The sequence below is a fragment of the Segatella copri genome (assembly GCF_949820605.1).
GTDB lineage: Bacteria > Bacteroidota > Bacteroidia > Bacteroidales > Bacteroidaceae > Prevotella.
Genome location: NZ_CATKVU010000006.1, coordinates 2246133 through 2271858, shown reverse-complemented (window position 1 = coordinate 2271858; position 25726 = coordinate 2246133). Strand labels below are relative to the sequence as shown.

Genomic DNA, 25726 nt, shown 5'->3' with positions numbered 1-25726 from the left:
ACTCTTCACTTCTTTCGGAATGCTTTTACCAATTCATCTACCAACACTTCCACCTGCACATGCGCCTTGGCTCCTGCCGTGGCTGGCACGTTAAACATGGTGATGCCCGAACCTAAGGTCTTTGGCACATAATTAAAGATGTTATCCACACCCACCGTTACCTTTACCTTATTATAGAAGGTCTGAATCACCGACAGGTTGCACAATACATACTGTGGCAACTGGCAGCGGAAGTAGGCATCGTGGCTCTCACCGTTTACAGAGAGTCGGTCCTGCACATCGAATTTCTTCTCACCCATGTAGCTTGCCGAGAAGGTGGCGCCCAGTCGGTAGTTCTTCTTGTTGTACTTATAGTCGAGGCTCGCTGTGGCAGCATGAGGCGAAGTGGTGTTCACCTGGATGCCATCCGTCTTGCTCACGTTCACGTAGCTGTAGGTGGCATTCATCGTGAAGTGGTTGAGGAAGTGCCAGCGCATGATGGTCTCCAGTCCGATGAGGTTCTGCTTCGACAGATTAGTATATTCGAAATTGTACTGCATGTCGTAGATGCGCCATACACCCTCAATCTTTTTGCGGAAGAAGTTGCCATACACATTGCCCGAGATGAAGAAGTTGTCGTTCGAGTACTCTGTGCCCAGGCTCACGTAGTTGTTCTTCTCAGGCTTCAGGTCCTCGTTACCCTTAATCATGAACATGCCGAGGTGGTCCCAGTTGAAGAACAGTTCCTTGATACTTGGCGAACGGTAGCCCATCGAGTAGTTGGCTCTCCATGCCCAGTGATCCGACGGACTCCACTTGAAGGCAATCTTAGGCATCGCCATCAGTCCGAAGGCACGGCTGAAGTTGGTTCTCACACCTGCCGAAACCATCCAGTGGTCGTTCATCGTCCACTCGTCCTGCAGAAAAGCCTCCGTCTCTTTTAATGAACGGGTGCGCATGATGTGGGAGGCATCGCCGTTGAATCGGTCGCTCGTCAGGTCATCGCTCAGGTGCTCGATGCCGAGGATGAGGTCGTGGCCCTCGAACTTCTGCGAGGTGATGGAGAGGCGAGGCTGGAAGATACGGCTCTTATACACTTTGGTACGCTCGTCGATACGCTCGTGGCGCTTGAAGCGGTCGTAGAAGTCGCCATGAAGGGAGGCGGTAATCTTGAACCAATCCTTGAAGGAGTACTTTATCTTGGTTCCAGCCGTCCAGTCACGCGCCTGACTGAAGGTCATGTCCTGAATGAGGTCGTAGGTATTCATATAGAACGCACTACCGTAGGCAAGAATCTCCAGGTTCTTGAAAGGGTCGTAGAATACCTTCTGCGATACCGAGATATGCTCCGTGCCCTCGATGCCCATTGGCGGACGGGAAGCCACGCTGGTAATGGTCACGTCGTGGTCGAGCCAAGGGTTCGCCTCTTGGGTATAGACCTTCTTGTCGTTCTCCGCCTGATACATGTAGAAGGCATCGCTCGAAGAATACCACACGTCGGTCTGCGAGGTCACCTTGCCTGCATTGAATCCTGCCGATACCCAGCTCTGCAGGTTCGGGCGGTCAGCGTTCTTCTCAAACATATACAGGAAATCCTTTTTTTCTGGATTCTTGTAGTTGGTTTCGTTCATCTGTCCCCAGCGTACACCAGCCTGAATATCGATAGGCTTGGTAGTTTTCTTGGTGATGAGGTTGATGACGGCACCCGACGCACGGCTTCCGTAGAGGGTACTGCTGGCACCCTTCACGATTTCGATGCGGTCGATGGCATGGAGGTTGAAACGCTCATAGTCGAGGTTGCCCGCCATGTCGCCCGTCAATCGCTCACCATCCTGCAGGAAGAGCACGTGGCGGGCATCCAAGCCCTGCATGGAGATTTCGTTGCCGAAACCCACCTTCTGGATGTTCATACCCGGTGTCTCCTGTTGCAGGGCCTTGGTCAGGTCGGCATAGCCTGCATCTACCAGTTCCTTACCGCCGATCACCTGCGTGCTCACTGGCGACAGCTTGATTGGTCGCGCGGTACGGGAACCTGTAACCACCACCTCGTTCACCTTCATCACGTCTTCTGTCATGAAGAGCTTGAGGGAGCTGACGCTTCCGATGGTTCCCTTCAGAGGGTTATAGCCCACGGATACCACCTGGTAATAACACTTGTCACTCTGAGGCACCGAGATGGTAGCCTCACCATCCATGTTGGTAACAACACGCTGTGGCGATTTCAATTTCTCATTGTCGGCGTAGGTGATGACTGCGCCGATGATTGGCTGCTCAGTGGCTTTGTCGAAGATACCGAACTTCACCTTTCGCTGTGCAGCGACAGGAAGGGCGAGTATCAGCAGCAAGCCGATGAGCATTACATTTCTAATTGTCTTCATTTATATCGTCATTCTATTTTTTCCAAATCCTTACACGATTTCAGCCTCGCTATGGCTTGTTTCTCTTCCCTCCATTTTTTACTTGCAAAAAGAAAGAGAGACATGTCTGGGCATATCCCTCTTTCCTTTTATATATAAGCTACAGTCTCTTATTTGATTCCGTGCTCCTTTTTATACGCTTTCAAGTCTTCCTCGTACTTTGCCTTGTCGGCATCAAATGTTGCGAGACGTGACTTGTCAATAGTCTGCTTAAAACATTCGGAACGAACGTTCATCATGTTATAGTTTACGATGAACTGAATTTGGTGAGTTTTGGCATTGTAATAGCCTTGTACACTACTGCCTTTTGCACTTGAAGCAGAACCATCAGTATCTGTACCCCATACAGAACCGTCTTCACCCTTAAACTTTATCCAACCATCACCTGTATATTCTTTCTGCTCCCAAGAGTTGAGCACCATGCACTTGACATCACACTTAAAATTGATAATCATTCCCATGTTTCCGACCGTGAAGTCAAGCAAAGAAATGTTGAAAGTTTGTGCGTCTGTCTTACTCCATTCAAACTTAAACTTTGTAGGACATCCCTCTGGTAAAAGGGTCTTGTTCACGCCATTCATCGTTGCATTGGTACTAAGAACAATCTCACCATTGAGATAGTTCGTTGCCTCTTTCACAAGTTCAGAATTTGCATCAGAGTTAGTGATTTCTTCATCAGAAGAACAAGAACAAAAAGCAAAAACAGCGAAAAAAAGCAAAGATAGGCAGGCGATGTTTTTCTTGAAGTTTGCTTTCTTAAACATAATTATTAAAATTTTAAATTATTACTAAAATTACTTCCATTCAACTGGATTGTATTCCGAAAATGAACTATTGTCATTCTCCAAGTGAGCAGAGTAGGTCTGGACAAAGTTCTTTGTACTTTCTTTGTCTAAAACATCTTGTGACACAGTGAAAGAAACCTTTCTGCGTGGATTGGATTCAAAATCGTACAACTTGTTGTTAGAACTACGATAATATGCAATTAAATTAATTGGATAAATAATTTCACAGTTTGGTAATTGACAAAGAGCCAAATCGCCTATTGCTTCAATACTTTGTAAATTAATAGCCTTTAATTTAGGCAAGTTTGCCAAAATAATTTGAGATGTAACCTTTTTATTATTGAGGTTGATTTTTATTTCCTCAAGATTCTTACAATCTCTGCAATCTAACAAGTTTGACATGGTTGCATCAAAATCCTTTATTTCCTGATTAAGAAAAGCTGTATTTGTCAAATCCAATGATGTTACTGAAGGGTTGTTACTGATTCCTAAAGAAGAAAGAGCAGTTGCGTCGCTCAAATCTAGTCCTCCAATAAAATTTGTCTTTTCTACGACCAAGCCTTTGACATTTTGTCTTGGAGATAATCTGTGACATTCAAATTGCTTAGTTTGTCCAGTGCTTGACTGAACATCTATGAAAACATAAAAAGACGGATAAAAAGGATTGTTCACAAAATATTCTATTCCTTCGATAGAAGCAATTTTTTCAACATCTGCATATTGTGTGTCCCACTGCAAGAAAATATTGCGTCCTCTGTCTTCAAGACCGAGAGGTTTGCTGATGTCCAACTTTCCGTCAGAAGTGAAAACCGAACTAAAGTTCATCTTCAAATAAGCAGCAAAGTAAGTATCAGGAATCTCTCTCAAAGTATTATACTTCTCCAAAGAACCCTTATCATTTACCATTTGCATGTCAATAGTCTTATTCTCTGCCTCATTCTGGGTGTAGAAAGGCATCAAGTCCTCTACATTATACTTGCAAGAAGCAGGGAGATAAAGTTTTGTAAACTCATGAAGGATAGTAGCTTTCACCTCGTCATTCTCAACCTTGGCTGTTACCAAGCCGTCGAAGTCATAGATGTCATTGCCTTGCAAGTCAAGACCTGTAATCTGTGAAGGAAGTGAAGCGATATGGAAAACTGGACCATAGCCATTGTTGCTAAGCTTCAACTCCTTCAAATTAGGAAAAACAGAAAGTTCCTTCAAGGCAGCGGTATCAACCTTTGTGCCTGAAAGGTCGAGAGATGTGGTGCTGTTGGCTTTGTCGTCAAGGAGCATTTTGCCATTTTCATCAAACTGGTATCCCTTAGCTTTGAGGATAGTCATCAACTCTGAGTTGCTTACAGCCACATTGCTATAAGAAGGTGCATCGTCGTCACTGCTGCAAGAAGCGAAACCGAGGCAGAGTGCCAGGGCAGCGAGACCTATGAAATTCTTAAAAATCTTCATTGTTTTCTAAACTTTTAAAGTGTTTATAATTAAAATTAAATATTGTCTTGAATCAGGCTGCAAAGGTACATATTTATTAAATAATGTGCAATACCTAAAAATAATGAAATACGTCATCCTCATTGAAAGACATCCGTAACAAAAACTTTAAAAATATTAGAGGGCAGAACACCATGTGGATGTCCGCCCTCTTAACGGTGTGTAAAGATTAGTAACGATAGCTGACAGTAAATGTGACGTTACGGCCGTCGCCATGCGCATATTCAGCATCACGCGCCATCATCATTGAGGCCGGCGTGTAATAAGTGTTGTTTAGCAGGTTGCTGATGCCAAGACTGAAATCCCAATTTTGGAGTTTATAGCCAGCAGTCATATTAACCAGGTTGATGCGCTTAACGATGCCCTCGCCTTCATTGTAGTTACCTTTCTCGTTAGTGGAGAAGCGATCACGCTTACCTGTGTGAACGTACTGCAGGTTGACATACGTGTTGCGCAGCGGCTCATAATTAATATACAGTGCGAGTTTCGGAGCGGGGATAGAGATATTCGACATGTAAGCATCCCATTTACCCTCGTCACTCTTCACCTTGCCTTCCATCCATGTGAAGTTTACACCGGATTTGAGGTTGCTTAACAGACGTGCGTCGGCACTGAGTTCAACACCATACACCTTCTGCGGCTTCCGGTTGACGACCCAGAACCCATTTTCTATCACCAGGTCACTACCCAGTTTTGAGTAGGTGTAGAAGAAAGAAGCATTCAGCTGTAGCCAGTTGGAGATATTGGAGTATGCACCCACCTCGTAGTTATCGGTCTTTACAGGTTCCGTTGAGATCTTCGAGAGCACATCAGCCTTGGCAGCACGCAGCGTACGACCGAGGTCAAAGATGGAAAATCCCTGAGAGAACGCTATGAATGGCTGGAAGACCTTGTACTTGTTGAAAGAGATACCGGCGTTGAACGAGAAGTTGTCATAGTCGAGGTTGCCACCTTTAACGTCCACTACAGGATCGGAAAGTCTGTTACGCAGCACCTGGTAATCAGGCACTTTCACACGGATGAAGTCATAACGTCCGCCCACCTTAACGTTGAGCCACTGCCAGAGTGTTGTCTTGGTCTGAACGAAAGGCGCATGGTTGTAGCTTGTCAGCCATGGCACCCACAGCCTCCCGTCGATAAGCGGTTGGGCGGTCTTGTCCTTTAAGAAATCATAGCCATAGAGAATGTTCGTAAAAACATTGTCGGAGAAGACAAGTCGTGTGTCGAACTGGGCACGAATGCCAAGTTTCCGGTCCTTGACTGCTGACTGCCCACTTGTCTCTTCCCACCGTGGCTGTTTCTTGTTAGCTTTACGGAAATCGTAGATGGTGAAGAGGCTGGAAGCATAAGCAGAAGCCTCGAAATCGGTATGAGCGAAGATATCCTTGGATGTAAACTTCAGGTATCCATTATGGTTATAGCGAGTGCCTTCATCAACGGCCTGAGGGTCACGGTCTCCTTTCACCCCCACAGCTGGACTGACGAGATACTTGCCAGTCTGAGGAATCAGCTTCGTGTCTTGCAGGCTTCGATAGTAGTTGTACATAAACTCTAAGCGGTTCTTGCTGTCAAACTGATAGCCGAGCTTCGTGAGGATATTGGTTGTACGGGTATCGCCAAGGCCATATCTTGGAGAGATATACTGTCCGTCGCCATCTACGTTACTTCCTGTGCGACCATAGGATCCATTGACGAGATAATCAAACTGACGGACACGGCCATAGAACTGCTGATTAAATCTATAGCCTTGTCCTTTGCTCTTGCGGAAGAAATCATAGGTTGAGCCGGATATGGCGGTTTGTCCATTGAAAGCCTTATCCGTCAAGCTCTTCTTAGTGATGATATTGATGACACCACCGATAGCACCGTTGCCATAGAGTGCTGTAGAGCCTTTCACTACTTCTATATGGTCTACGGCAGCCGGGTCGATAGTGCGGATGTCACGGTCTGTAGCACGGAGTGGAGTTGATTGTGGAATTCCGTCAATGAGCACTAACACGCTGCGGCCCCGAAGACTTTGAGAACGCGAACTCGTGGTGTTGCTTGAAAGTGCCATTCCGGGAGTGAGAAGACCGAGAATCTTGGACATGTCAGGAGCAATCTTGCTCATCTCTACAATCTGCTGGTGACCGATAATGGTTACAGTAGAAGCAGAATTGGACCGGATCTCCGGTATGCGTGTCGTACTGATTACCACTTCCTTAATCTGCATGGTACTGTCTTCCATTCTGCTTTGAGCTTGTGCAGACAGAGCCGTCATAGTCAGCATCGGCACGATAAAAGTCAAATTCTTCATTTGTTTTCTGAACTTTTAAAATGTTTATAATTAAATGTTATCTTGAATCCGGCTGCAAAAGTACGTATTTATTAAATAATGTACAATACCTAAAAATTATGAAATATTTTCCTTGTTAGTGAGGGTTTTTCACCATTCTATATAATTTGCAGAATAGGAGATATATACAGAAATAATTTGAGGATGTGTCATAAGTCTGGATAATAGATTGGTGTATAACAGTTGACTACCGCATGCACAACAGGTGTTGTGCATGCGCATATCAGCTGTTATGCAAGCGCACAACAGCTGTTGTGCGACCGAAGATACTGACTGTCTCAACAATTTATCCTGTCTCTTCCAGCAACATATCCTATCTCTTTCGGCAACATATCCTATCTCTTCCAGCAACATATCCTATCTCTTTCGGCAACATATCCTATCTCTTTCAACAAATAGAAGAGGGTGAATCATAAACTTATGACACACCCTCCTCATTTATTTTAAAAATAAGGCAACGCTACGATTATTTCTGTCTTGGCTTGATTTCGTATGCCGGATTGTTGCGGATATCCCAGCGGTCTAACTTTGCACCATTGGTGAGTATCAGTTTCTCCTTCTGGTAGGCTATAATGGTCTGCGAAGGAAGGAGGACGCGGTCATCGGCGGTGAAACAGCGCAACGGATTGGCAAAGTTTCTTGCCTGGAAATCGGCGAGACTGTATTCTGCCAACTGTATCTTGCCGTCCTTCAACATTGATACGAAGAACTTATCCTTGTCACCGGTCTTTGAAATGGAACGTAGCTTGAACTCCTGAGAACGGGAAACCTTGAGCGGGGCATAATCCTTTTGCTGGATGATGTCTTCTACTTTCCATGAATAGATGGTTCCCGTGCGAGGGATGAAGGCATAGAGCGAATCGCCAATCACCTCCATATCGTAGGATTCTCCCAGCGGCTCATTACTGCTGCCAATGAAATCGCCACCCGTACTGAGCTTGGCAAATACCTTATTGTTGTTTGCTGCCCCCAGGTTCAGCGCCTCGCGGTCGAAGACTCGGATGTTGGTATACTTAGAGTCGCGCACGAAAACAAGACGAGGGGTTGCGCAAACACAGCCCACCTTCGAAATCATGCTGGCTGGCCAGGAACCTGTGCCCAGGCGGCTGAGATATTTGCCCGTTTTCCTGTCGAAGATCTGTACCTCCTGATTTTCGCCGGCAGCCACAAAGAGATGGTCGCCTTCAGCATAAACATCGCGTGCCAGCGTGCGGTCACCGTTGCTCATGCTGCGCTTGAATTCCAACGTTTCGGCATCGAAGACATCGACACACTTGCCTGCAAAATTTGCTACATACAACTCTTCGCCATCGTTAAAGAGGTTGGCTGCATCCAGCGGTCTGCCACCTAAATCTTCGGCTGTGCGGGAAAGATGTCCGTCCAGATAGAAATGATCTGCCACCTTGATGGTATCTACCGGTTGCGGTACCACTCTGTCTTCCGTTATCTCACGTATTTCTGTCTTATCGCAGGAAGCTAAAGCCAGCATTATTCCTGCTCCTATCATGATCATATTTTTTCTCATATAGTTTCCTCCTTTATTTTGCATGATCTTTAATCGGGTTCTCTGTGAAATATTTCACCAGTCTGCTCTTTTTGTAAAAATCCTCTATGGTCTTCTGTAGTTTGGCATCATCCTTGAAGATATCTTTGATATCACAGTCGCGATACTTAGCATTCTCATCTTTGTGGAAGCCCAGCAGATTGCGGTCGGTATAAGGGAGATCGCCCTTATGGCTCAGCCACATGTGCAGCTGCCAGATAAATTCCGGCCATCCTACGTTGACGCCTTCCGGTGTTTTGGCTGGATACGTCATATTGCTGTCATGACTATAGTCCATGCAGTGCATGTGCTCGTGGGTGATTGCTTCCCATCCGCTGAACGAACCATAATGGCCATAGAAGTTCCAGTCGGAAATGGTCCAGATGTAGCCGCCGCCCAATCCACCATATTTCGGACTAGACTGTCCGAGCACGAATTTTTTCTGTGCCTTGAATCTTTCCATTTCGCTCTGGTATTTCTCGGCAGTGAACGTTACTTTATTGTTGTCGTAGAGATCGCCGCCCATCACCTTCTTGAAGTTTGCCATCACATACTTATATTCCGGAGTGGTCATCATATAGGTATAGTTGGTGACAATCACCACCCATTCGCGGGCGTAGATAGGTTTCATTTCACGGTAATTGTACGATTCTCCAACCTCTGGAGTCCACCCGTAGTTGGAGAAACTGCAGGTCCATCTGGCGTCAATCTTCTGGAGCATCTTGAAGTGCTCATCATCGCTCACGAGACGTGTCTTCATCCTGTTAAGGTCGAGATACGGGCAGGTGAAACTCACGAAGTTTCCGTTTTTCTTTTTCCAGATATTCCGTCTGCCAACGAATGATGGCTTGAAGGAGAAGCGGGAGAAGGCGGGAATGGATTTAATGAATGCCACCGGAATGTATTCATCCACTTCCGGGATATACATCTCGAGTGTTACGTTGGAGACTGGTTTTGCCGACCAACTGGTGATGACGAGCGATTCATCCTCAGTAGATTTCTTAACATTGATGAGGTTGTCAGTCTGGAAGGTGTAATCCGGTTTGTCTACGATTTCAGTTGATGGGTCAGATAGATTCAGGATGTGTTTAGCCCGTTCTGCCGGCAACTTTTCGAAAACCACCGTATCCTTTTTGAAATCTTCCTGGAATGGTTTTTCAATGTCGTTGTACACGATCTGGTCTTCATAATCGGTGGAGCAGGATGCCATCAGGGTCATCGCTGCCACGAGTGTGGTTCCAGCAGCCAGTGCCGGAATCTTTCGATGTTTTTTCTGCTTCATCATTTTGAGTTTTTTCTGTTAAAATACTTACTATGAAAAATAGGGTGCAAAGATAAGAATAAATATTGGTTTGTCCAAATAATCATGCTGTTATATTTTGGAAAAATTTCTTTTTTTTCAAAGAAAAGTTGTATATTTGCAGAAAACTTTCTGGATGATGGCAAAGTGTAGCTAATCTGATATTTCCAGAAGGTGGCGTAATTAACTCAATATCAAATAAAAGACCTGAAGAAATGAAAAAGAAAGAAGAAAGGAAAAAATGGAAGGGACTGAAAAACGGGTTCCTGTTGGTGGGATTCATAGCCTTGCTGATAGCCAGTAAGCAAACTGTTCGTGCCGAGGAAATCAATTGGCTGAAGGCGGCGGAGATAGCTAAGAGATATGTCACTCTGCCGCAAGATACCGGTATGAAAGCAAAGGAGAAGAGCAGGAAAAATAAGACCGGTTCACCTTATTATATATATAATGATGCGCGGGGACGGGGATTCGTTATCGTATCAGGTGATGACCAGATGGGTGAAGTGCTGGGATACAGCAAAGAAGGTAGTCTCGATACGCTCAATGCCAATCCCTGCGTAAAACTGCTGCTTTCGGGATACCGACAGACTTTTGAGGTGCTGAAAGAAGGAAAGGTGAAGGTGCAAAGCCATACACGCAACGGACTTTACTCTAAAACCGTAGCGCCGATGATGAAAAGCAAATGGGGACAGTCGTATCCGTTTAATGCTAAAACGGGATATAATTACAGCGGCTGTGTGGCTACGGCTGTGGCTCAGATGATGTATTATCATCAGTGGCCGACTCAGGGACAGGGAAAAAACGAATATGTGGTAACCTACTACCAGACCAAGAAAAGTGCGGATTTCAGTCAGTCGCACTACGACTGGGCCAACATGTTGCCCGACTACCGCTATCCGGTTCAGGCTACTCCTGCACAGATAGATGCCGTAGCCTTACTGATGAACGATGTGGGTGTGGCTTCTTTCATGCAATATACGCCCAGCGCAAGTGGAACCCAGGGAGTCTTTGCCTATCAGGCGCTGCAGAAGCATTTCGATTATTCGGCAGCCTACGTTACGAAAGCTGTAGAAGGACCGGGGAGGTTTGCAGAAATCCTGAGACAGGAACTGCTTAACGGATGTCCGGTTTATCTGGAAGGCAGACCAGCCGGTTCGACTTCCGGTCATGCCTGGGTAACTGATGGTTTCGATGAAAACGGCCTCTTCCACATGAACTTCGGTTGGGAGGGACAGGGCGATGCCTATTATTCGCTCACCAATCTCAATGTTTCGCAGACCGGAAGTGAGTTTCAGGGCAAACCGCTTGCCTTTAACCGTGCCATTACCGCCATCTTAGCTCATCCCAACAACGGGAAATATCCAGAAATAGAGCGCGGACTGCTGGAAACTTCGCCGCAGCTGATGTTCAACGAGGGTGGTTCTCTCAGCCTGAAAGAGGCGTCGGGAAAGTTATTCGACCCTTCACAGCCGGTAACTGTCGAGATGAATTCCTTCGTCAACAGAGGCAAGCCTTTCAGGGGTGACATCGGTGTTGCTGTTTATGATGAGGCAGGGAATCTCAAGCAGGTGGTTTATTCTGATGATCATCAGCAGGGAGGCTTTACGGAAAGACTTTATGGCGGAGAGCAGAAGGGATGGATGGGAACTGATTATCTGATCCATCAGGCTCAGAAAATCAGTCTCAGTCTTGCCGGTCTTGAAAACGGCTATTACCGTATCATCGCTATATGTGCAGCCCGGAAGGATGATGGTTCATGGGATGATTTCCTGCCGATGAAGAAGGCACCTGTTATCGGGGTGGAACTGAAAGACGGTGCCGGCCGCATCTCTGAAATCTGTTCGGAAGATGCCCGCTTCCAACTGATGGGGCAGCCAAGACTTGACGGCAAAGCTGAACAGGGCAGCAAGGTACTTGCCTTCTTCACTATCAAGAACCTCAATGGTGTGCCGCGCGACTGTTACCTGAGAGTGAAACTGCTGGATGAGAACCAGGAGGTTGTGCTGAGTACACGTGTGGACCAGCTGACCGAAATAGATGGTTTCAGCGAGACCGAAATCCCGATTCTCCTTTCGGTTCCTGCCCAGCTTGCTCCGGGATATTATCAGGTGAAACTGGAGATTACTTCGGATGAAGCCGAAACCCAGAATTGTCCGGTCAACGGTATCCACGACCAGGATGCAGCCTATATAGAGGTGGTAAAGGGAGAGGGGAAACCGCTGATGGCAAAAGCTGAAGTCTTTCTGGCTGATGATGCGAACGTGAAGATAGAAACCGGAAGCGTCGATGTATCGAAGGTATCTCTCTTCAAGATGGGTGTTTCGCTGCGTACGACAGAAGACCGCAGTTACGAGGGGCATGTTTCCCTCATCTCTGAAGATGTAGATACAAAGGAAGAAATAGAGGTAAATGGACTCAGTGATGATGTAAGCGTCTCATCAGCTTTCGACGTGCCGCTTTACAGCTACTGGCTGCGCAAGAGTAATCTGCCTTGGGCCGACGGTCATACCTATCTGCTCAGGGTGATGGGCGAGATGGGAGGAAAGGAAGTGGAACTGAAGAATCCGCAGGAACCTTCTTATTTTCTCAAGCGAAAGGGCGATATCCTTATTCTCTATCAGGATATAGTTACAGGAATAGAAAATGCTACCATCTCTGATACTGAAACCGAGATCTGTCGCGAGGGACATCAACTCTTGGTTTCGGGCAAGGACGTGAGAAAGATTAAACTGTATCATGCGGGAGGAAACCTGCTCAGACAGGCATCTGCTACGGATGGAAAAACAGTCAGTCTCTCTTTACAGGGTATCAGACAAGGCGTTTATCTGTTGCGGGTAGAAACCGGTATGCAAAGCAAGACATATAAACTGCTGCTTTAAACGGATGTTCCTGTTTCGGAAACAGAACAGGTTATCCGATGTAAGTATAAAAAGAAAGCTCAGGGCTATCTGCCCTGAGCTTTTTTCATATCATGATTTCTGTATCATTTACTTCTGGCATTCCTTGCAAGGAGTCCAAGGCTTCAACTGCTTGAAGAAGTCGTTGCCCTTATCATCTACGAGGATGAATGCAGGGAAGTCCTCTACGGTAATCTTCCAGATAGCCTCCATACCGAGCTCTGGGTACTCTACGCACTCGATGCTCTTGATAGAACTCTTAGAGAGAACGGCAGCTACACCACCGATAGTACCGAGGTAGAAACCACCATGCTTCTTGCAAGCCTCTGTAACAACATCGCCACGGTTACCCTTGGCAATCATTACAAGGCTAGCGCCATGATCCTGGAACTCATCTACGTATGGATCCATACGGTTGGCTGTGGTAGGTCCCATAGAGCCACATGGATAACCCTCTGGAGTCTTGGCTGGTCCTGCATAGAGGATAGGGTGGTTCTTGAAGTACTCAGGCATCTCCTCGCCTGCATCCAGACGAGCCTTGAGCTTAGCGTGAGCGATGTCACGAGCCACGATGATGGTACCCTTCAAGTTAACACGGGTGCTTACAGGATACTTGCTCAACTCAGCACGAACTGCGTCGATACCCTTGTCGAGGTCAATCTCGATACCCTTGGTACCCTCACCTGGGTTACGGAGCTCCTCAGGAATCAACTCTGTTGGGTTCTCATCCATCTTCTCCAACCAGATACCGTCCTTGTTGATCTTAGCCTTGATGTTACGGTCGGCAGAGCAGCTTACACCCATACCGATAGGGCAGCTTGCACCATGACGTGGCAAACGGATCACGCGGATATCGTGAGCGAGATACTTACCGCCGAACTGTGCACCCAAGCCAATCTTGTGAGCCTCTTTGAGGAGCTTGTTCTCCAAGTCGATGTCACGGAAAGCACGACCCGTCTCATCACCTGTTGTAGGCAACTCATCGTAGTACTTGATAGAAGCCAACTTCACGGTGAGGAGGTTCTTCTCAGCTGAAGTACCACCGATAACGAAGGCGATGTGGTAAGGAGGACATGCTGCTGTACCCAGACTCTTCATCTTCTCTACGAGGAATGGGAGCAATGTGCCCTCGTTCTGGATAGTAGCCTTGGTCATTGGGTAGAAGTAGGTCTTGTTGGCAGAGCCACCACCCTTAGCTACCATCACGAAGCGGTACTCGTCGCCCTCTGTAGCCTCGATATCAATCTGAGCAGGAAGGTTGCAACGGGTGTTCACCTCATCATACATGTTGAGAGGAGCGTTCTGAGAATAACGGAGGTTGTCCTGTGTAAAGGTGTTGTATACACCCAGGCTCAAAGCCTCTTCATCCTCGAAGTCGGTCCATACACGCTGACCCTTTTCACCGTGGATGATAGCTGTACCTGTATCCTGGCAGAATGGGAGGATGCCCTTCACGGCAGTATCTGCATTGCGGAGGAACTGGAGTGCTACGTACTTGTCGTTCTCTGAAGCCTCTGGGTCGCTGAGAATCTTAGCTACCTGGAGGTTGTGCTCACGACGGAGCTTGAACTCTACGTCGTGGAAACCCTGCTGTGCCAGCAAAGTAAGAGCTTCCTTAGAAACCTTGAGGATAGTCTTACCCTCGAACTCTGCTGTACTTACGCCTTCCTTAGAGATAAGGCGATACTCTGTCTTGTCCTCTCCAATCTGGAACATTGGAGCATACTTAAAATCTGGAGTTTTTGCCATAATGTTTTTTGTTATTTTAAACTGTTGAAATATTCAAGTCTAATTAATTCTCGTATTCTATTTCCTGGTCGAGGCTGTCGACGAAGTTGCGGAAAACCTCTTCCTCCACATCGCCCATGGCAAATTCTTTCTCAGCATCCTTTCGGATTTCTGCTATCCATGAGCGGCGTGCCTTGATATAATCTTCGTGTATGCGGTTGGCATCTTCGAGTGTGATGTCACAGATTCCGTAGTAATCGCAGATCATCTGGTAGGTCCATGCCCACTGGTAGTCGCGATAGTTGGCATTGATTTCTTCAAACCGGTCGAGCAACTGTTCTATATTCCCGATAGTTCCTTCCTTCACATCCCTAACGATGCCTTCTTCTTCAGAAACCGGGAGTAGGAGTCCCGAAAGATCATCCCAATCGCCCACGCCGACATGGCTGGCTGGAGGGGTGATGGCTGGGTCGCGCTTCAGTACACGCTTCAATACGGCACCCATGTAGATGCGGAGGGCGATATCATAATATTTGATGCCCTTGTGGAGCGATGAAGCCGGTATGATATATTCGTGATAGAGATACTGCGAAACGTTATCGCCCGTTACCTCGCGCAGGTTTTCAAGAATCTTCTTACCCTTCAGAATCTCGCCAACAGAATAAGGTGAAAGCCAGTCGAAGTTGACGATGCTCTTGCGGTTCTCCATAGCACGGAGATCACGCTTAGGCCATTTCTTGATGTCGCGGTACAGACCTACGGTAGTGATGTTTCTGCCCGGGATGAGGAACATCTTGTCGCCATCGGCAATGAGGTAGGCGAAAGGCAGGTTGCGGGTGTTAGGGTGATGCATCAGCTTGCCGAAGCATACTGAGAAGGAACCCAGAGTGGCTGGCATCAGGAGATAAGCACCGCTGGCTGTCTTGGAACCGCGCTCCAGAATGCCCCAGTGCATAGGTCCCATCTTGTAGGCATGGTTGCTGAAGTTGGTGGCAGAACCGGCGTTATAGAAGGAGAACATGCCTCCGATAAGCAGACTGCTCTTATGATGAGAAGCGGTGAAAGGACCGCAGAAAGCTGCACAAGCCTCGCCATTGCTCATATAGGAGTTGGCGAAGAATACGGAGGCTGATGCGGTAAAGCCGTTAGACAGCTGGCAGGCTTCGCCTACGAAGCAATCCTGTATCTTTACGCTGTTGATGACGCTGGCGCCTTCAGCGATGATGCTGTTTTCTGTAATAACGCCTGTGCCGATATATACATTGCCATGAGCTGAGCCCAATAGCGTACAGTCGCTCAGACGGGAAGCACCGTTCACTTCGCAGTAATCATTGATTACGCAGTTGGTAATCTCCTTGGTATTGATAATCTTCACATTGTTGCCAATCTGTCCTCTCTCCGGCATCTTGTTGTCGATGTCGGCCTTGATGAGCTGGCGGATTTTCTCCTTCATTTCCTTGTCAGGGAAATGCTTCACCATGAAGGCTGCCAGCTGGCTGTTCAGATCGCTGAAGAGGATTACGTTGCCTTCGCCCACCTCGTTGAGTACGCTCACAAGATTTCCTTCGCCGTAAGTAGCTCCCTCGGTGGTTTCCATGGTCGAGATGTTTGAGATGTAGCAATCATCGCCAATGGTATAGTTGTTGATGAAATTGCCTACGTTTTCTATCAGACAGTCGTCGCCTATGGTTACATTGCGCAAGGTGGCATTGTTGATGCCCGAATGCTTTACGAAGCCCTGGCTCACCTCCACGTTCTTGTTGAAGGATCCGATGTTTATTTCGCCATAGAGCATCACGCGGTGCATGAAGTTGGGCTTGAAATCTTCTGATACATTGACTGAGGTCCAGTCTTCGGCCCAGCAGTCGTTATGTTTAAGCACCTCGATTTCCTCGGTGGTTAAAGGTCTGTAATCATTCATAACTTACTTGTTATTGATATTTATATTCTTACTCATAATCCTGGTACAGGAAGTCGTTGTATGGATACTTCTGTACGTGCAACTCTCTTACTTTCTTGTAGAGTATCTCGCGGAATTCGTCGATGTTCTCCTTGTTCTTTGCCGAGATGAAGAGGCAGTCCTCATTGAGTTTTGCCATCCAGGTCTTCTTCAGGTCTTCCAGCGGGATGTTCTCTTTCTCCATCGGTGTGAGGTCGTCTTCCTCTTTTTCTACCCATGAGTAGTTGTCTATCTTGTTGAAGATAATCATCGATGGCTTATCGGCGCAATCCAGTTCCTTGAGCGTATTCTCTACTACCTGAATCTGCTCTTCGAAGTCGGGATGTGAGATGTCTACTACGTGCAGAAGGAGGTCGGCCTCGCGTGTCTCGTCAAGGGTACTCTTGAATGAGTCGACCAGGTCGGTTGGCAATTTGCGGATGAATCCTACGGTATCGGCAAGGAGGAACGGCAGGTTGTCTACCACCACCTTGCGTACGGTGGTGTCGAGGGTGGCAAAGAGTTTGTTCTCTGCAAACACCTCGCTCTTGCTGAGCAGATTCATGATGGTAGATTTACCTACGTTGGTATAGCCCACCAGTGCCACGCGTACCATTCTGCCTCTGTTTTTTCGCTGTGTAGTCTTCTGCTTGTCGATTTCTGCCAGTCGTTCTTTGAGGAGACTCATTCTGCCGAGGATGATACGGCGGTCCATCTCGAGCTGGGTCTCACCCGGTCCACGCAGACCAACAGATCCCTTACCGCCACCAGATCCTGAACCACCGCCCTGTCGTTCCAGGTGAGTCCAGAGTCTTTGCAGACGAGGGAGCATATAGCGGTATTGCGCCAACTCTACCTGGGTTTTAGCCGCAGCGGTTTGCGCACGCATGGCGAAGATATCGAGGATGAGTGAGGTGCGGTCCAGAATCTTCACCTGCAGTTCCTGTTCGATGTTACGGATCTGTTTGGCAGAAAGCTCATCATCAAAGATGACCATACCTACTTCTCTATCTTCCTCTTCTTCGTTTTTGATATATTCTTTGATTTCTTCGAGTTTACCCTTACCCACATAGGTGGTCTGGTTAGGAGAAACCACCTTCTGCGTGAATCGCTTTACGGTGACAGCCCCCGCAGTATCGGCAAGAAATTCCAACTCGTCGAGATATTCTTTTGTCTTGGCTTCGTCCTGTGTCTTGGTAATCAGACCCACGAGTACAGCGGTTTCCGCCTTGACTTCTGATATTACAAATTCTTTCATCTATTTTCTTTATATATATAATAATGTGAAAAGATAGTGCAAAGATAGTGTAAAATACAGAGAAAACAAAATATAGCATCAATATTTTAACTTTTTTATTAATGTGGCAGAAAATATTCAAAAGACACAAAATGCACAGCTGTATTTTAGCCACAATAGCTCACAAATGGTCTTTTTGGTGCACAAAAATTGTAAACGTTTACGTGGTTTTTTGCATAAAAAATCGATATTTATTTGATTTATATCAATATTTGTCTTAATTTTGCACCCAGAAAAAGAAATTGATTTTCAAAAACGAACAAATCATAACTACATAAAAAACACAAACTGCTGAAACATTCAAAAACTTCAAAGGCCTCGACGTGATGTCGGGGCTTTTGGGTTTCTTCTCATTCAGAAACGATTTTTGTTGTACGCTACACTCATCTGTGGTATCAGCAAAACCGAGCTTACCACTGTAATGGAGCCGGAAGTTGAGGCTCTGGGTAAGACGTTAGGGGTATCTTACGAGGAGTGTCTGGAGGAATTGCGCCAATATTATGACGGTTACCATTTCAGTGAGCATTCTGAGGATGTGTTTTATGATAGCACCCAGCGTACTATTAGCGACAGGATTATTAAGGAAGGGTGATAAACTTATCTGTATCTATATGCTTTGTTTCATTTTTTCTCAACTTTTTTGAGAAAACTCTTGTTGGTTTCAAAAGAAAATCGTAACTTTGCTGCTACAATAGAAACATTAATAACATTGGGATTATGAAGCAGGTAGAAGAAAGATATATCAGTTTGCTGACCGATTTCGGTTTTAAGCGAATTTTCGGATCAGCTCCTAACAAGGATTTGCTGATCTGTTTCCTCAACAGCTTGTTCAATGGGAGACAAGTTGTTAAGGACGTGAAGTATCTGAATCCAGAGAATGTGGGCGACATCTACACCGACAGAAAAGCTATTTTCGATGTATATTGCGAAGGAGAAAACGGCGAGAAGTTTATCGTGGAAATGCAGAATGCATACCAGACCTACTTCAAAGACCGTGCCCTGTTCTATTCCACCTTCCCGATTCGTGAGCAGGCTCCTAAGGGTAGTGAATGGGACTTCAAGCTCAACCATGTTTACACAATTGCTCTGCTAAACTTCAACATGAACGAGGATGCCTTCAATAAGGAAGAAATCCGCCATCATGTACAGCTATGCGATACTGCCACGCACAAGGTTTTCTACGATAAGCTGGAGTTTATCTACGTGGAAATCGCCAAGTTCAACAAATCGCTGGACGAGCTGGAAACGCTCTACGACAAGTGGCTCTATGCACTAAAGAACCTCTATAAGCTTACCCGGCGTCCTAAAGCCTTGTGCGACAAGGTCTTCGACCGTCTTTTTGAAGAAGCCGAGATTGCAAAATTCACTCCGCAGGAACAGCGGGAGTACGAAGCCAGCAAAATGGCATATCGCGACATCAAGAATTCGATTGATACTGCCAAGAGAGAAGGAAAAGAAGAAGGACTGGCTGAAGGAATGGAAAAGGGTATAGAGAAAGGGATGAACCAGCGAAGCCTCGAGATTGCTAGGAAGATGCTGGCAAAAGGTATGGATGTTGCGACGGTGATGGAAATTACGGGATTGTCGGAGAGACTGTTGCAGCAACTGAAAGGATAAGTGTTATAAACCTGAAACCAATTCATGGCTTTCAATTTTTGAAAAGCCACGAATTGTTTTTTTTTGTGTTATCAAATTCCATTTGCTATTAAGCGGTAAATACGTTCGCTTCGTCAAACGATAATAAGTATTTAAACCTTTGGAGTATCAACAATGGTAGACCAGATATAAATACGCCCGTGGTAAAGACTATCTACGATCCGTGTCCGGTAGGGTTTAAGATTCCTGAGGGCGATGCCTTTACTGGATTTTCACAGGAAAACAGTACATGGAACAGTGACTTTGCTGAAAAGCATTTTTATACGGACGCTTCAAAAACCAAAATCATCGTGTTCAAGGCTGCAGGAGTTTTTGAAGTTAATCCTGTAAAACAGAAAAACGTTAATAATATTGGATATTATAGGACGGCTGATTTTTATGACACGTCAAATCCATATTTCCTGTGGTTCGGCAGTTCTGGGATTATAACGCAGAACTATACCAGTAGGTATTACGGAAACTCAATCCGTCCTGTTAGGGAATAAATACTGATTATACGAATGCTAATAGTTAGGTATTTTGGTCTTAAGTGTGATTGATGCGGAAATACTCGTAAAAAATATATAATGTTGATTTCCCCAAAAAGTTGGGGAATGCATCCATAAAAAAAAGGTCCCGACGGGAATGTTACTCCCCGACGGAACCTTTCTCATATAAATTATAAAAAACTACTTTTTTAGAGATTCTTGAACTCGATGCCGTTTGCCTCTGAGTAGTCAATGGTAATTGGCTTCTCGCGACTTACTTCCTCTGCAAGAATCTTCTTACTCAAGTCGTTTAATACATAATCCTGGATAGCGCGCTTTACAGGACGGGCACCAAACTCTGGGTCGTATCCTACCTTTGCCAGATACTGGATAGCTGCAGGAGTCCAGCGAAGTTCAAAGCCCTGAGGCTCCAACATCTTCTTTACTCGCTTCATCTGAAGTTCTACAACCTCGGCAATCTGCTCCTGGGTCAACGGCTTGAAGGTAATGATATCATCAATACGGTTCAGGAACTCAGGACGGAAAGTCTTGCGCAACATCTCACGGCTTGCGTTGGAAGTCATGATGATGATGGTGTTCTTGAAGTTGACTACACGACCCTTGTTGTCAGTCAGACGACCATCGTCCAATACCTGCAACAGGGTATTGAATACATCAGGATGCGCCTTCTCAATCTCATCGAAGAGAACCACACTGTATGGTTTGCGGCGTACAGCCTCGGTCAACTGGCCACCTTCATCGTAGCCTACATACCCTGGAGGCGCACCGATCAGACGGGTTACGCTAAACTTCTCCTGATATTCACTCATATCAATTCGGGTCATCATCGACTCGTCATTGAACAGATACTCAGCCAGCGCCTTGGCAAGTTCCGTCTTACCTACACCGGTAGTACCGAGGAAGATGAAGCTGGCGATAGGACGCTTAGGATCCTGCAAACCGGCACGGCTGCGGCGAACGGCATCACTTACAGCGGTGATAGCCTCGTCCTGTCCGATGACTCTCTTGTGGAGTTCTTCCTCCAGATGGAGCAGTTTCTCACGCTCGCTCTGCATCATACGGCTTACTGGTATTCCGGTCCAGCGGCTTACAACCTCAGCGATATCATCAGCTGTAACTTCCTCTCTGACCATCGCTGCGCCACCCTGTGTACTCTTCAGCTGCTCCTGAATTTTCTTGATGTCATCCTCGAGCGCCTTCAGTTTAGAATAGCGGATTTCAGCCACGCGTTCGTAATTGCCTTCGCGCTCCATGCGTTCAGCCTCAAACTTCAGGTTTTCTATCTCCTGCTTATCCTGCTGAATCTTGTTGACGAGTGCTTTTTCGCCTTCCCATTTAGCACGGAAGTCATGCTCCTGATCCTTCAATTCTGCAATTTCCTTATCCAACTGCTGAATCTTAGGCAGGTCATTCTCGCGCTTGATGGCCTCACGCTCAATCTCCAACTGCTTCAAGTGGCGGGTAATCTCATCCAGTTCTTCTGGTACAGAGTCACGCTCCATTCTCAGTTTGGCAGCTGCCTCATCCATCAGGTCGATAGCCTTATCAGGGAGGAATCTGTCAGAGATGTATCTCTCTGATAACTTGACGGCTGCGATGCAGGCATCATCCTGAATACGTACCTTATGATGGTTCTCGTAGCGCTCCTTGATACCACGGAGGATACTGATGGCGTCTACCTCGTCAGGCTCATTGACCATGACGGTCTGGAAACGGCGTTCCAGCGCCTTATCCTTCTCGAAGTACTTCTGATACTCGTTGAGGGTAGTAGCACCGATGGCTCTCAGCTCACCACGAGCCAGGGCTGGCTTCAGAATGTTGGCTGCATCCATGGCACCCTCGCCACCGCCTGCACCTACCAGCGTGTGAATCTCATCGATGAAGAGGATAATCTGGCCGTTGGCGTTGGTTACCTCTTTAATGACGCTCTTCAGACGCTCCTCGAACTCACCCTTATATTTGGCACCGGCTACCAGCGCACCCATATCGAGAGAATAGAGTTGCTTGTTCTTCAGATTCTCCGGTACATCGCCACGGACGATACGCTCGGCAAGACCTTCTACGATGGCGGTCTTACCTGTACCAGGCTCACCTATCAGAATAGGGTTGTTCTTGGTTCTTCGTGACAGAATCTGGAGTACTCTTCTGATTTCCTCATCACGTCCGATAACTGGGTCCAGCTTGCCGCTTCTTGCCTGTTCTACAAGGTTTTTCGCATATTTCTCCAAACTCTGATAGTTATCATCAGCGCTTTGTGATTTTACGTTCTGTCCCTGTCTCAGTGCCTGTATGGCAGCGAGCATATCTTTGGCATTTGCACCAGCATCCTTCAGAATACGTGCAGCAGTAGAGTTGCCCTGTACGATAGCCAACAGGATAGGTTCTACGCTAACGAACTCGTCGCCCATTTTCTTGGCGGTATCCTCGGCATTCATCAGTATCTGGTTAGTCTCGTTGCTGAGGTATGGCTGACCGCCGCCCTGCACACGAGGCAGATGTTGCATCTCCTGACGCAAGAGCATAGCGATTTGCTGTCCGTTCATGCCCAACTTCTGGAAGATGTAGTTGGTCACATCGGTAGCCTTTTCAAGAATACCGCTAAGCAGATGCACCGGTTCGATGGTTTGCTGACCATTTCGCTGCGCAATGTTTACGGCTTCCTGTACCGCCTCCTGCGCCTTGATTGTAAATTTGTCGAATGTCATATTTATATCTCCTTTCTTATATTATATATTCATATTTCTGTTATTTGGATGAGCTCCGGAATCTCCTCTTCGGAAACCTCCCGGTGCGTTCCTCCCATCCTTTAGCGAAACTTATGCCTATTTCTTGAAAATCAATGGTTTGCTGACAATCTGTCTTGTTTTGGGTAGATAAAAGATAGAAATAAGAGATGTCTCCGGACAGAATGACAGAAGAAGGAGGTTTAAGTACGGGCTGAAGACCCAGGTTCCTTTCAGGCGTGTGGGGCTTACTGGCGAAAGTTCAGTATGCGAAGAAATGATAGGATTAGAATTCGCTCAGATTGCTTATTTCTTGATTTCTCTCAATTATCTTTTAAATATCCTTTAAATAATGCTATTTTATGAGGGGAAATGTTGTGTAATCAAAATAATCTTCGTACCTTTGCACCATCATAAATTATAATTTATAAGTTCAATGGCTGAAACAAAGAAAATCAAGACAGCGTTGGTGTCTGTCTTCCACAAGGATGGCTTGGACGAATTGCTCGCCAAGTTGAATGAAGAGGGTGTAAAGTTCCTGAGTACTGGTGGTACCCAGAAGTTTATCGAATCTTTGGGTTATGAATGCGAGAAAGTTGAGGATGTCACTACCTATCCATCTATCTTGGGTGGTCGCGTAAAGACTCTTCATCCTAAAATATTTGGAGGTATCTTGGCTCGCCGTGACAACGAGGGTGACCAGGAGCAGATGAAGGAATACGAAATCCCTTCTATCGATCTCGTCATCGTAGACTTGTATCCTTTCGAGCAGACTGTAGCTAGCGGTGCTAGCGATGCTGATATCATCGAGAAAATCGATATTGGCGGTATCTCTTTGATTCGTGCAGGTGCCAAAAACTTCAAGGACGTGGTGATCGTTCCTAGCAAGGCTGAATACAGCGTATTGCTCGATATCCTGAAGAAAAAGGGTGCTGAGACTGATATCGAAGACCGCAAGATGTTTGCAGAGCGTGCATTCGGTGTAAGCTCTCACTACGATACTGCAATCCATGCATGGTTTGCTAAGTAAACTCTCGGAGAAATAAAGTAGTTAAGGAGTTTAGAAGTGGAAGAAGTCAGGACAAGTGTCTGCGGGGATTCCATCCCCGGTATATGACAGACTGTTGCCGTGGCTTCTATGTTCCTTTAACTCTTTAACTCCCTAAAAAAAGAAAATTTTAAGCTTAAAATAATATAGATTTTAGAAACGAAATGGGATTTTTTTCATTTATTCAGGAAATTGCAATGGACTTGGGTACAGCCAATACCATCATTATCAGTGATGATAAGATTGTAGTGGATGAACCTTCTGTTGTAGCCCTTGACCGCCGCACCGACAAGATGATTGCTGTGGGCGAGAAGGCTAAGATGATGTACGAGAAGACTCATGATAATATCCGTACTATCAGACCATTGCGTGATGGCGTGATTGCCGACTTTACTGCCTGTGAGCAGATGATGCGTGGATTGATTAAGATGGTTCATACTGGTAGCCGTCTCTTCTCTCCTTCACTCCGTATGGTTATCGGTGTACCTTCTGGTTCTACCGAAGTTGAGCTTCGTGCTGTGCGCGACTCTGCCGAGCATGCCGACGGACGTGATGTATATTTGATTTTTGAGCCTATGGCAGCCGCTATCGGTATCGGTATCGATGTTGAGGCTCCAGAGGGTAATATGATTGTTGATATAGGTGGTGGTTCTACCGAAATCGCTGTCATCTCATTGGGTGGTATCGTATCGAACAACTCAATCCGTACAGCCGGTGACGACCTTACTGCCGATATCCAGGAATATATGAGCCGTCAGCACAACGTGAAGGTTTCTGAGCGTATGGCTGAGCGTATCAAGATTCATGTGGGTTCAGCTCTGACCGATCTGGGTGATGAGGCTCCAGAAGATTTCATCGTACATGGTCCTAACCGTATTACAGCGTTGCCTATGGAGGTACCTGTATGCTATCAGGAGATTGCTCACTGTCTGGATAAGACCGTGGCAAAGATAGAGAACGCTGTGCTCTCAGCATTGGAGAACACACCTCCTGAGCTCTATGCCGATATTGTGAAGAATGGTATCTGGCTCTCTGGTGGTGGTGCTTTGCTCCGCGGTCTCGACAAGCGTTTGCAGGATAAGATCAATATCCCATTCCACATCGCAGAAGATCCATTGCACAGTGTTGCCAAGGGTGCTGGTATTGCGTTGAAGAATGTAGACCGTTTCTCATTCTTGATGAGATAATCAGAACTTATTCTAATAGTAAGAATAAAGTATGCGCAACCTTTTAGAGTTTTTAGCGAAATACAACCATTGGTTTGTCTTCCTGATTCTTGAGGTGGTGAGTATGGTGCTGTTGTTTCAGTATAACAGCTATCAGGGCAGTGCCTGGTTCTCCTCGGCTAATGCCGTAACGGGTAAGTTGTATGAATGGGATGCGAATGTAGAAACATTCTTCTCACTTACCAAGGTGAACCAGGAACTGACACAGCGCAATGCGTATCTCGAACAGGAGGTGCAGAAACTTTCCGACAGTCTCGTGAGCGTGACCAAGGATAGCAGCATCTACCATCGTGACCAGTTTGCATTGCTGAGAAACTATCGTCTGATTCCGGCTAAGGTAGTGGCGAATAGTGTCGATAAACCCGGCAACCTGATGACAATTGACAAGGGTAGCGCAGATGGCATCCACAAGGATATGGGTGTAATCAGCGGTACGGGTGTTGTGGGTATCGTGTATCTGGTGGCAGAACATTACGCTATCGTGATTCCGGTATTGAACACGAAGTCGAACATCAGTTGTATGATTCAGAATAGAGGCTATTTTGGCTATCTGCGCTGGAAGGGTGGTGTGTCTGACCTTGCCTATCTGGAAGAGGTGCCACGTCATGCTCACTTTAAATTGGGTGACTATGTGGTAACGAGTGGCTATTCTGCTGTATTCCCTCCTGGAGTGAGAGTAGGCAGGATATTGCACGTGTTCAACTCCGCCGATGGCCTGTCGTATCGCGTACAACTTCGCCTCTCTACCGATTTTGCCCGTCTGCGTGATGTATGTGTCATTGATGATACCGCCATGAAAGAGCGATTGGAGATTATGCGTGCAGCACAGGATAGCATCGAAACAAATGGAGACAATAATCAATAATGACGTATAGTA

General features: G+C 46.4%; 17 protein-coding genes. 7 read left to right on the top strand and 10 right to left on the bottom strand.

Annotation, left to right across the window (positions count from 1 at the left end; all coding sequences use genetic code 11):
- Nucleotides 1-5 precede the first annotated feature (5 nt).
- From RCO84_RS10630 to RCO84_RS10605, 6 genes are all read right to left on the bottom strand, one after another.
- Complete coding sequence (locus RCO84_RS10630) at nt 6-2357, bottom strand: TonB-dependent receptor (protein WP_317585056.1); 2352 nt, start codon at nt 2355-2357, stop codon at nt 6-8.
- Nucleotides 2358-2506: 149 nt separating this feature from the next.
- The gene (locus RCO84_RS10625) at nt 2507-3160 is read right to left on the bottom strand and encodes a DUF4903 domain-containing protein (protein WP_317585054.1); all 654 of its coding nucleotides are present in this window, start codon (nt 3158-3160) and stop codon (nt 2507-2509) included.
- Nucleotides 3161-3190: 30 nt separating this feature from the next.
- Nucleotides 3191-4630, bottom strand: a complete 1440-nt coding sequence (locus RCO84_RS10620; protein WP_317585052.1) for a hypothetical protein — start codon at nt 4628-4630, stop codon at nt 3191-3193.
- A 208-nt stretch (nt 4631-4838) separates the two neighbouring features.
- On the bottom strand, nt 4839-6938 hold the full coding sequence (locus RCO84_RS10615) for a TonB-dependent receptor (protein ID WP_287589312.1): 2100 nt from the start codon (nt 6936-6938) through the stop codon (nt 4839-4841).
- Between the two features lie 532 nt (nt 6939-7470).
- Complete coding sequence (locus RCO84_RS10610; RefSeq protein ID WP_317585051.1) at nt 7471-8529, bottom strand: YncE family protein; 1059 nt, start codon at nt 8527-8529, stop codon at nt 7471-7473.
- 13 nt (nt 8530-8542) lie between these two features.
- Nucleotides 8543-9829, bottom strand: a complete 1287-nt coding sequence (locus RCO84_RS10605) for a hypothetical protein (protein WP_317585050.1) — start codon at nt 9827-9829, stop codon at nt 8543-8545.
- Nucleotides 9830-10062: 233 nt separating this feature from the next.
- On the opposite strand from RCO84_RS10605, the gene RCO84_RS10600 reads away from it, so the two are divergent.
- A complete protein-coding gene (locus tag RCO84_RS10600) occupies nt 10063-12726 on the top strand; it encodes a thiol protease/hemagglutinin PrtT (protein WP_317585049.1) in 2664 nt (887 codons plus the stop codon).
- 108 nt (nt 12727-12834) lie between these two features.
- Here the strand turns inward: RCO84_RS10600 and RCO84_RS10595 are convergent, their stop codons facing one another.
- From RCO84_RS10595 to hflX, 3 genes are read right to left on the bottom strand one after another with little or no spacing between them, the layout of a single operon-like run.
- Nucleotides 12835-14493, bottom strand: a complete 1659-nt coding sequence (locus tag RCO84_RS10595; RefSeq protein WP_317576297.1) for a fumarate hydratase — start codon at nt 14491-14493, stop codon at nt 12835-12837.
- Nucleotides 14494-14536: 43 nt separating this feature from the next.
- Nucleotides 14537-16393, bottom strand: coding sequence for a DUF4954 family protein (locus RCO84_RS10590; protein WP_317585047.1), 1857 nt, complete (start codon nt 16391-16393; stop codon nt 14537-14539).
- A 28-nt stretch (nt 16394-16421) separates the two neighbouring features.
- Entirely contained in the window at nt 16422-17669 is a 1248-nt protein-coding gene (gene hflX / locus RCO84_RS10585) for a GTPase HflX (protein ID WP_022120421.1), read from the bottom strand.
- Nucleotides 17670-18075: 406 nt separating this feature from the next.
- Here hflX and RCO84_RS10580 point away from each other — a divergent pair, with 406 nt between their 5' ends.
- The 3 genes from RCO84_RS10580 to RCO84_RS10570 all read left to right on the top strand — a co-directional run bounded on the left by RCO84_RS10580 (nt 18076) and on the right by RCO84_RS10570 (nt 19849).
- Entirely contained in the window at nt 18076-18300 is a 225-nt protein-coding gene (locus RCO84_RS10580; RefSeq protein WP_317585045.1) for an AAA family ATPase, read from the top strand.
- 125 nt (nt 18301-18425) lie between these two features.
- Nucleotides 18426-19325 carry an Rpn family recombination-promoting nuclease/putative transposase gene (locus RCO84_RS10575; protein WP_317572704.1) on the top strand — a complete coding sequence of 300 codons (900 nt, stop codon included), beginning with the start codon at nt 18426-18428 and terminating at the stop codon, nt 19323-19325.
- 179 nt (nt 19326-19504) lie between these two features.
- A complete protein-coding gene (locus tag RCO84_RS10570; protein WP_317572703.1) occupies nt 19505-19849 on the top strand; it encodes a hypothetical protein in 345 nt (114 codons plus the stop codon).
- 191 nt (nt 19850-20040) lie between these two features.
- Here the strand turns inward: RCO84_RS10570 and clpB are convergent, their stop codons facing one another.
- Entirely contained in the window at nt 20041-22557 is a 2517-nt protein-coding gene (gene clpB, locus RCO84_RS10565; protein WP_317585043.1) for an ATP-dependent chaperone ClpB, read from the bottom strand.
- A 454-nt stretch (nt 22558-23011) separates the two neighbouring features.
- Here clpB and RCO84_RS10560 point away from each other — a divergent pair, with 454 nt between their 5' ends.
- From RCO84_RS10560 to mreC, 3 genes are all read left to right on the top strand, one after another.
- Nucleotides 23012-23605 (top strand): IMP cyclohydrolase, encoded by a 594-nt coding sequence (locus tag RCO84_RS10560; RefSeq protein WP_089544052.1) that lies wholly within the window; start codon nt 23012-23014, stop codon nt 23603-23605.
- Between the two features lie 182 nt (nt 23606-23787).
- Nucleotides 23788-24810, top strand: coding sequence for a rod shape-determining protein (locus RCO84_RS10555; RefSeq protein ID WP_006847875.1), 1023 nt, complete (start codon nt 23788-23790; stop codon nt 24808-24810).
- A gap of 31 nt (nt 24811-24841) precedes the next feature.
- A complete protein-coding gene (mreC, locus tag RCO84_RS10550; RefSeq protein ID WP_264902497.1) occupies nt 24842-25714 on the top strand; it encodes a rod shape-determining protein MreC in 873 nt (290 codons plus the stop codon).
- The last annotated feature ends 12 nt before the right edge of the window (nt 25715-25726 follow it).

Coding starts and splice junctions, on each gene's coding strand:
- RCO84_RS10630 (WP_317585056.1), bottom strand. CDS start 2,357: ATGAAGACAATTAGAAATGTAATGCTCATCGGCTTGCTGCTGATACTC.
- RCO84_RS10625 (WP_317585054.1), bottom strand. CDS start 3,160: ATGTTTAAGAAAGCAAACTTCAAGAAAAACATCGCCTGCCTATCTTTG.
- RCO84_RS10620 (WP_317585052.1), bottom strand. CDS start 4,630: ATGAAGATTTTTAAGAATTTCATAGGTCTCGCTGCCCTGGCACTCTGC.
- RCO84_RS10615 (WP_287589312.1), bottom strand. CDS start 6,938: ATGCTGACTATGACGGCTCTGTCTGCACAAGCTCAAAGCAGAATGGAA.
- RCO84_RS10610 (WP_317585051.1), bottom strand. CDS start 8,529: ATGAGAAAAAATATGATCATGATAGGAGCAGGAATAATGCTGGCTTTA.
- RCO84_RS10605 (WP_317585050.1), bottom strand. CDS start 9,829: ATGAAGCAGAAAAAACATCGAAAGATTCCGGCACTGGCTGCTGGAACC.
- RCO84_RS10600 (WP_317585049.1), top strand. CDS start 10,063: ATGAAAAAGAAAGAAGAAAGGAAAAAATGGAAGGGACTGAAAAACGGG.
- RCO84_RS10595 (WP_317576297.1), bottom strand. CDS start 14,493: ATGGCAAAAACTCCAGATTTTAAGTATGCTCCAATGTTCCAGATTGGA.
- RCO84_RS10590 (WP_317585047.1), bottom strand. CDS start 16,393: ATGAATGATTACAGACCTTTAACCACCGAGGAAATCGAGGTGCTTAAA.
- hflX (WP_022120421.1), bottom strand. CDS start 17,669: ATGAAAGAATTTGTAATATCAGAAGTCAAGGCGGAAACCGCTGTACTC.
- RCO84_RS10575 (WP_317572704.1), top strand. CDS start 18,426: ATGAAGCAGGTAGAAGAAAGATATATCAGTTTGCTGACCGATTTCGGT.
- clpB (WP_317585043.1), bottom strand. CDS start 22,557: ATGACATTCGACAAATTTACAATCAAGGCGCAGGAGGCGGTACAGGAA.
- RCO84_RS10560 (WP_089544052.1), top strand. CDS start 23,012: ATGGCTGAAACAAAGAAAATCAAGACAGCGTTGGTGTCTGTCTTCCAC.
- RCO84_RS10555 (WP_006847875.1), top strand. CDS start 23,788: ATGGGATTTTTTTCATTTATTCAGGAAATTGCAATGGACTTGGGTACA.
- mreC (WP_264902497.1), top strand. CDS start 24,842: ATGCGCAACCTTTTAGAGTTTTTAGCGAAATACAACCATTGGTTTGTC.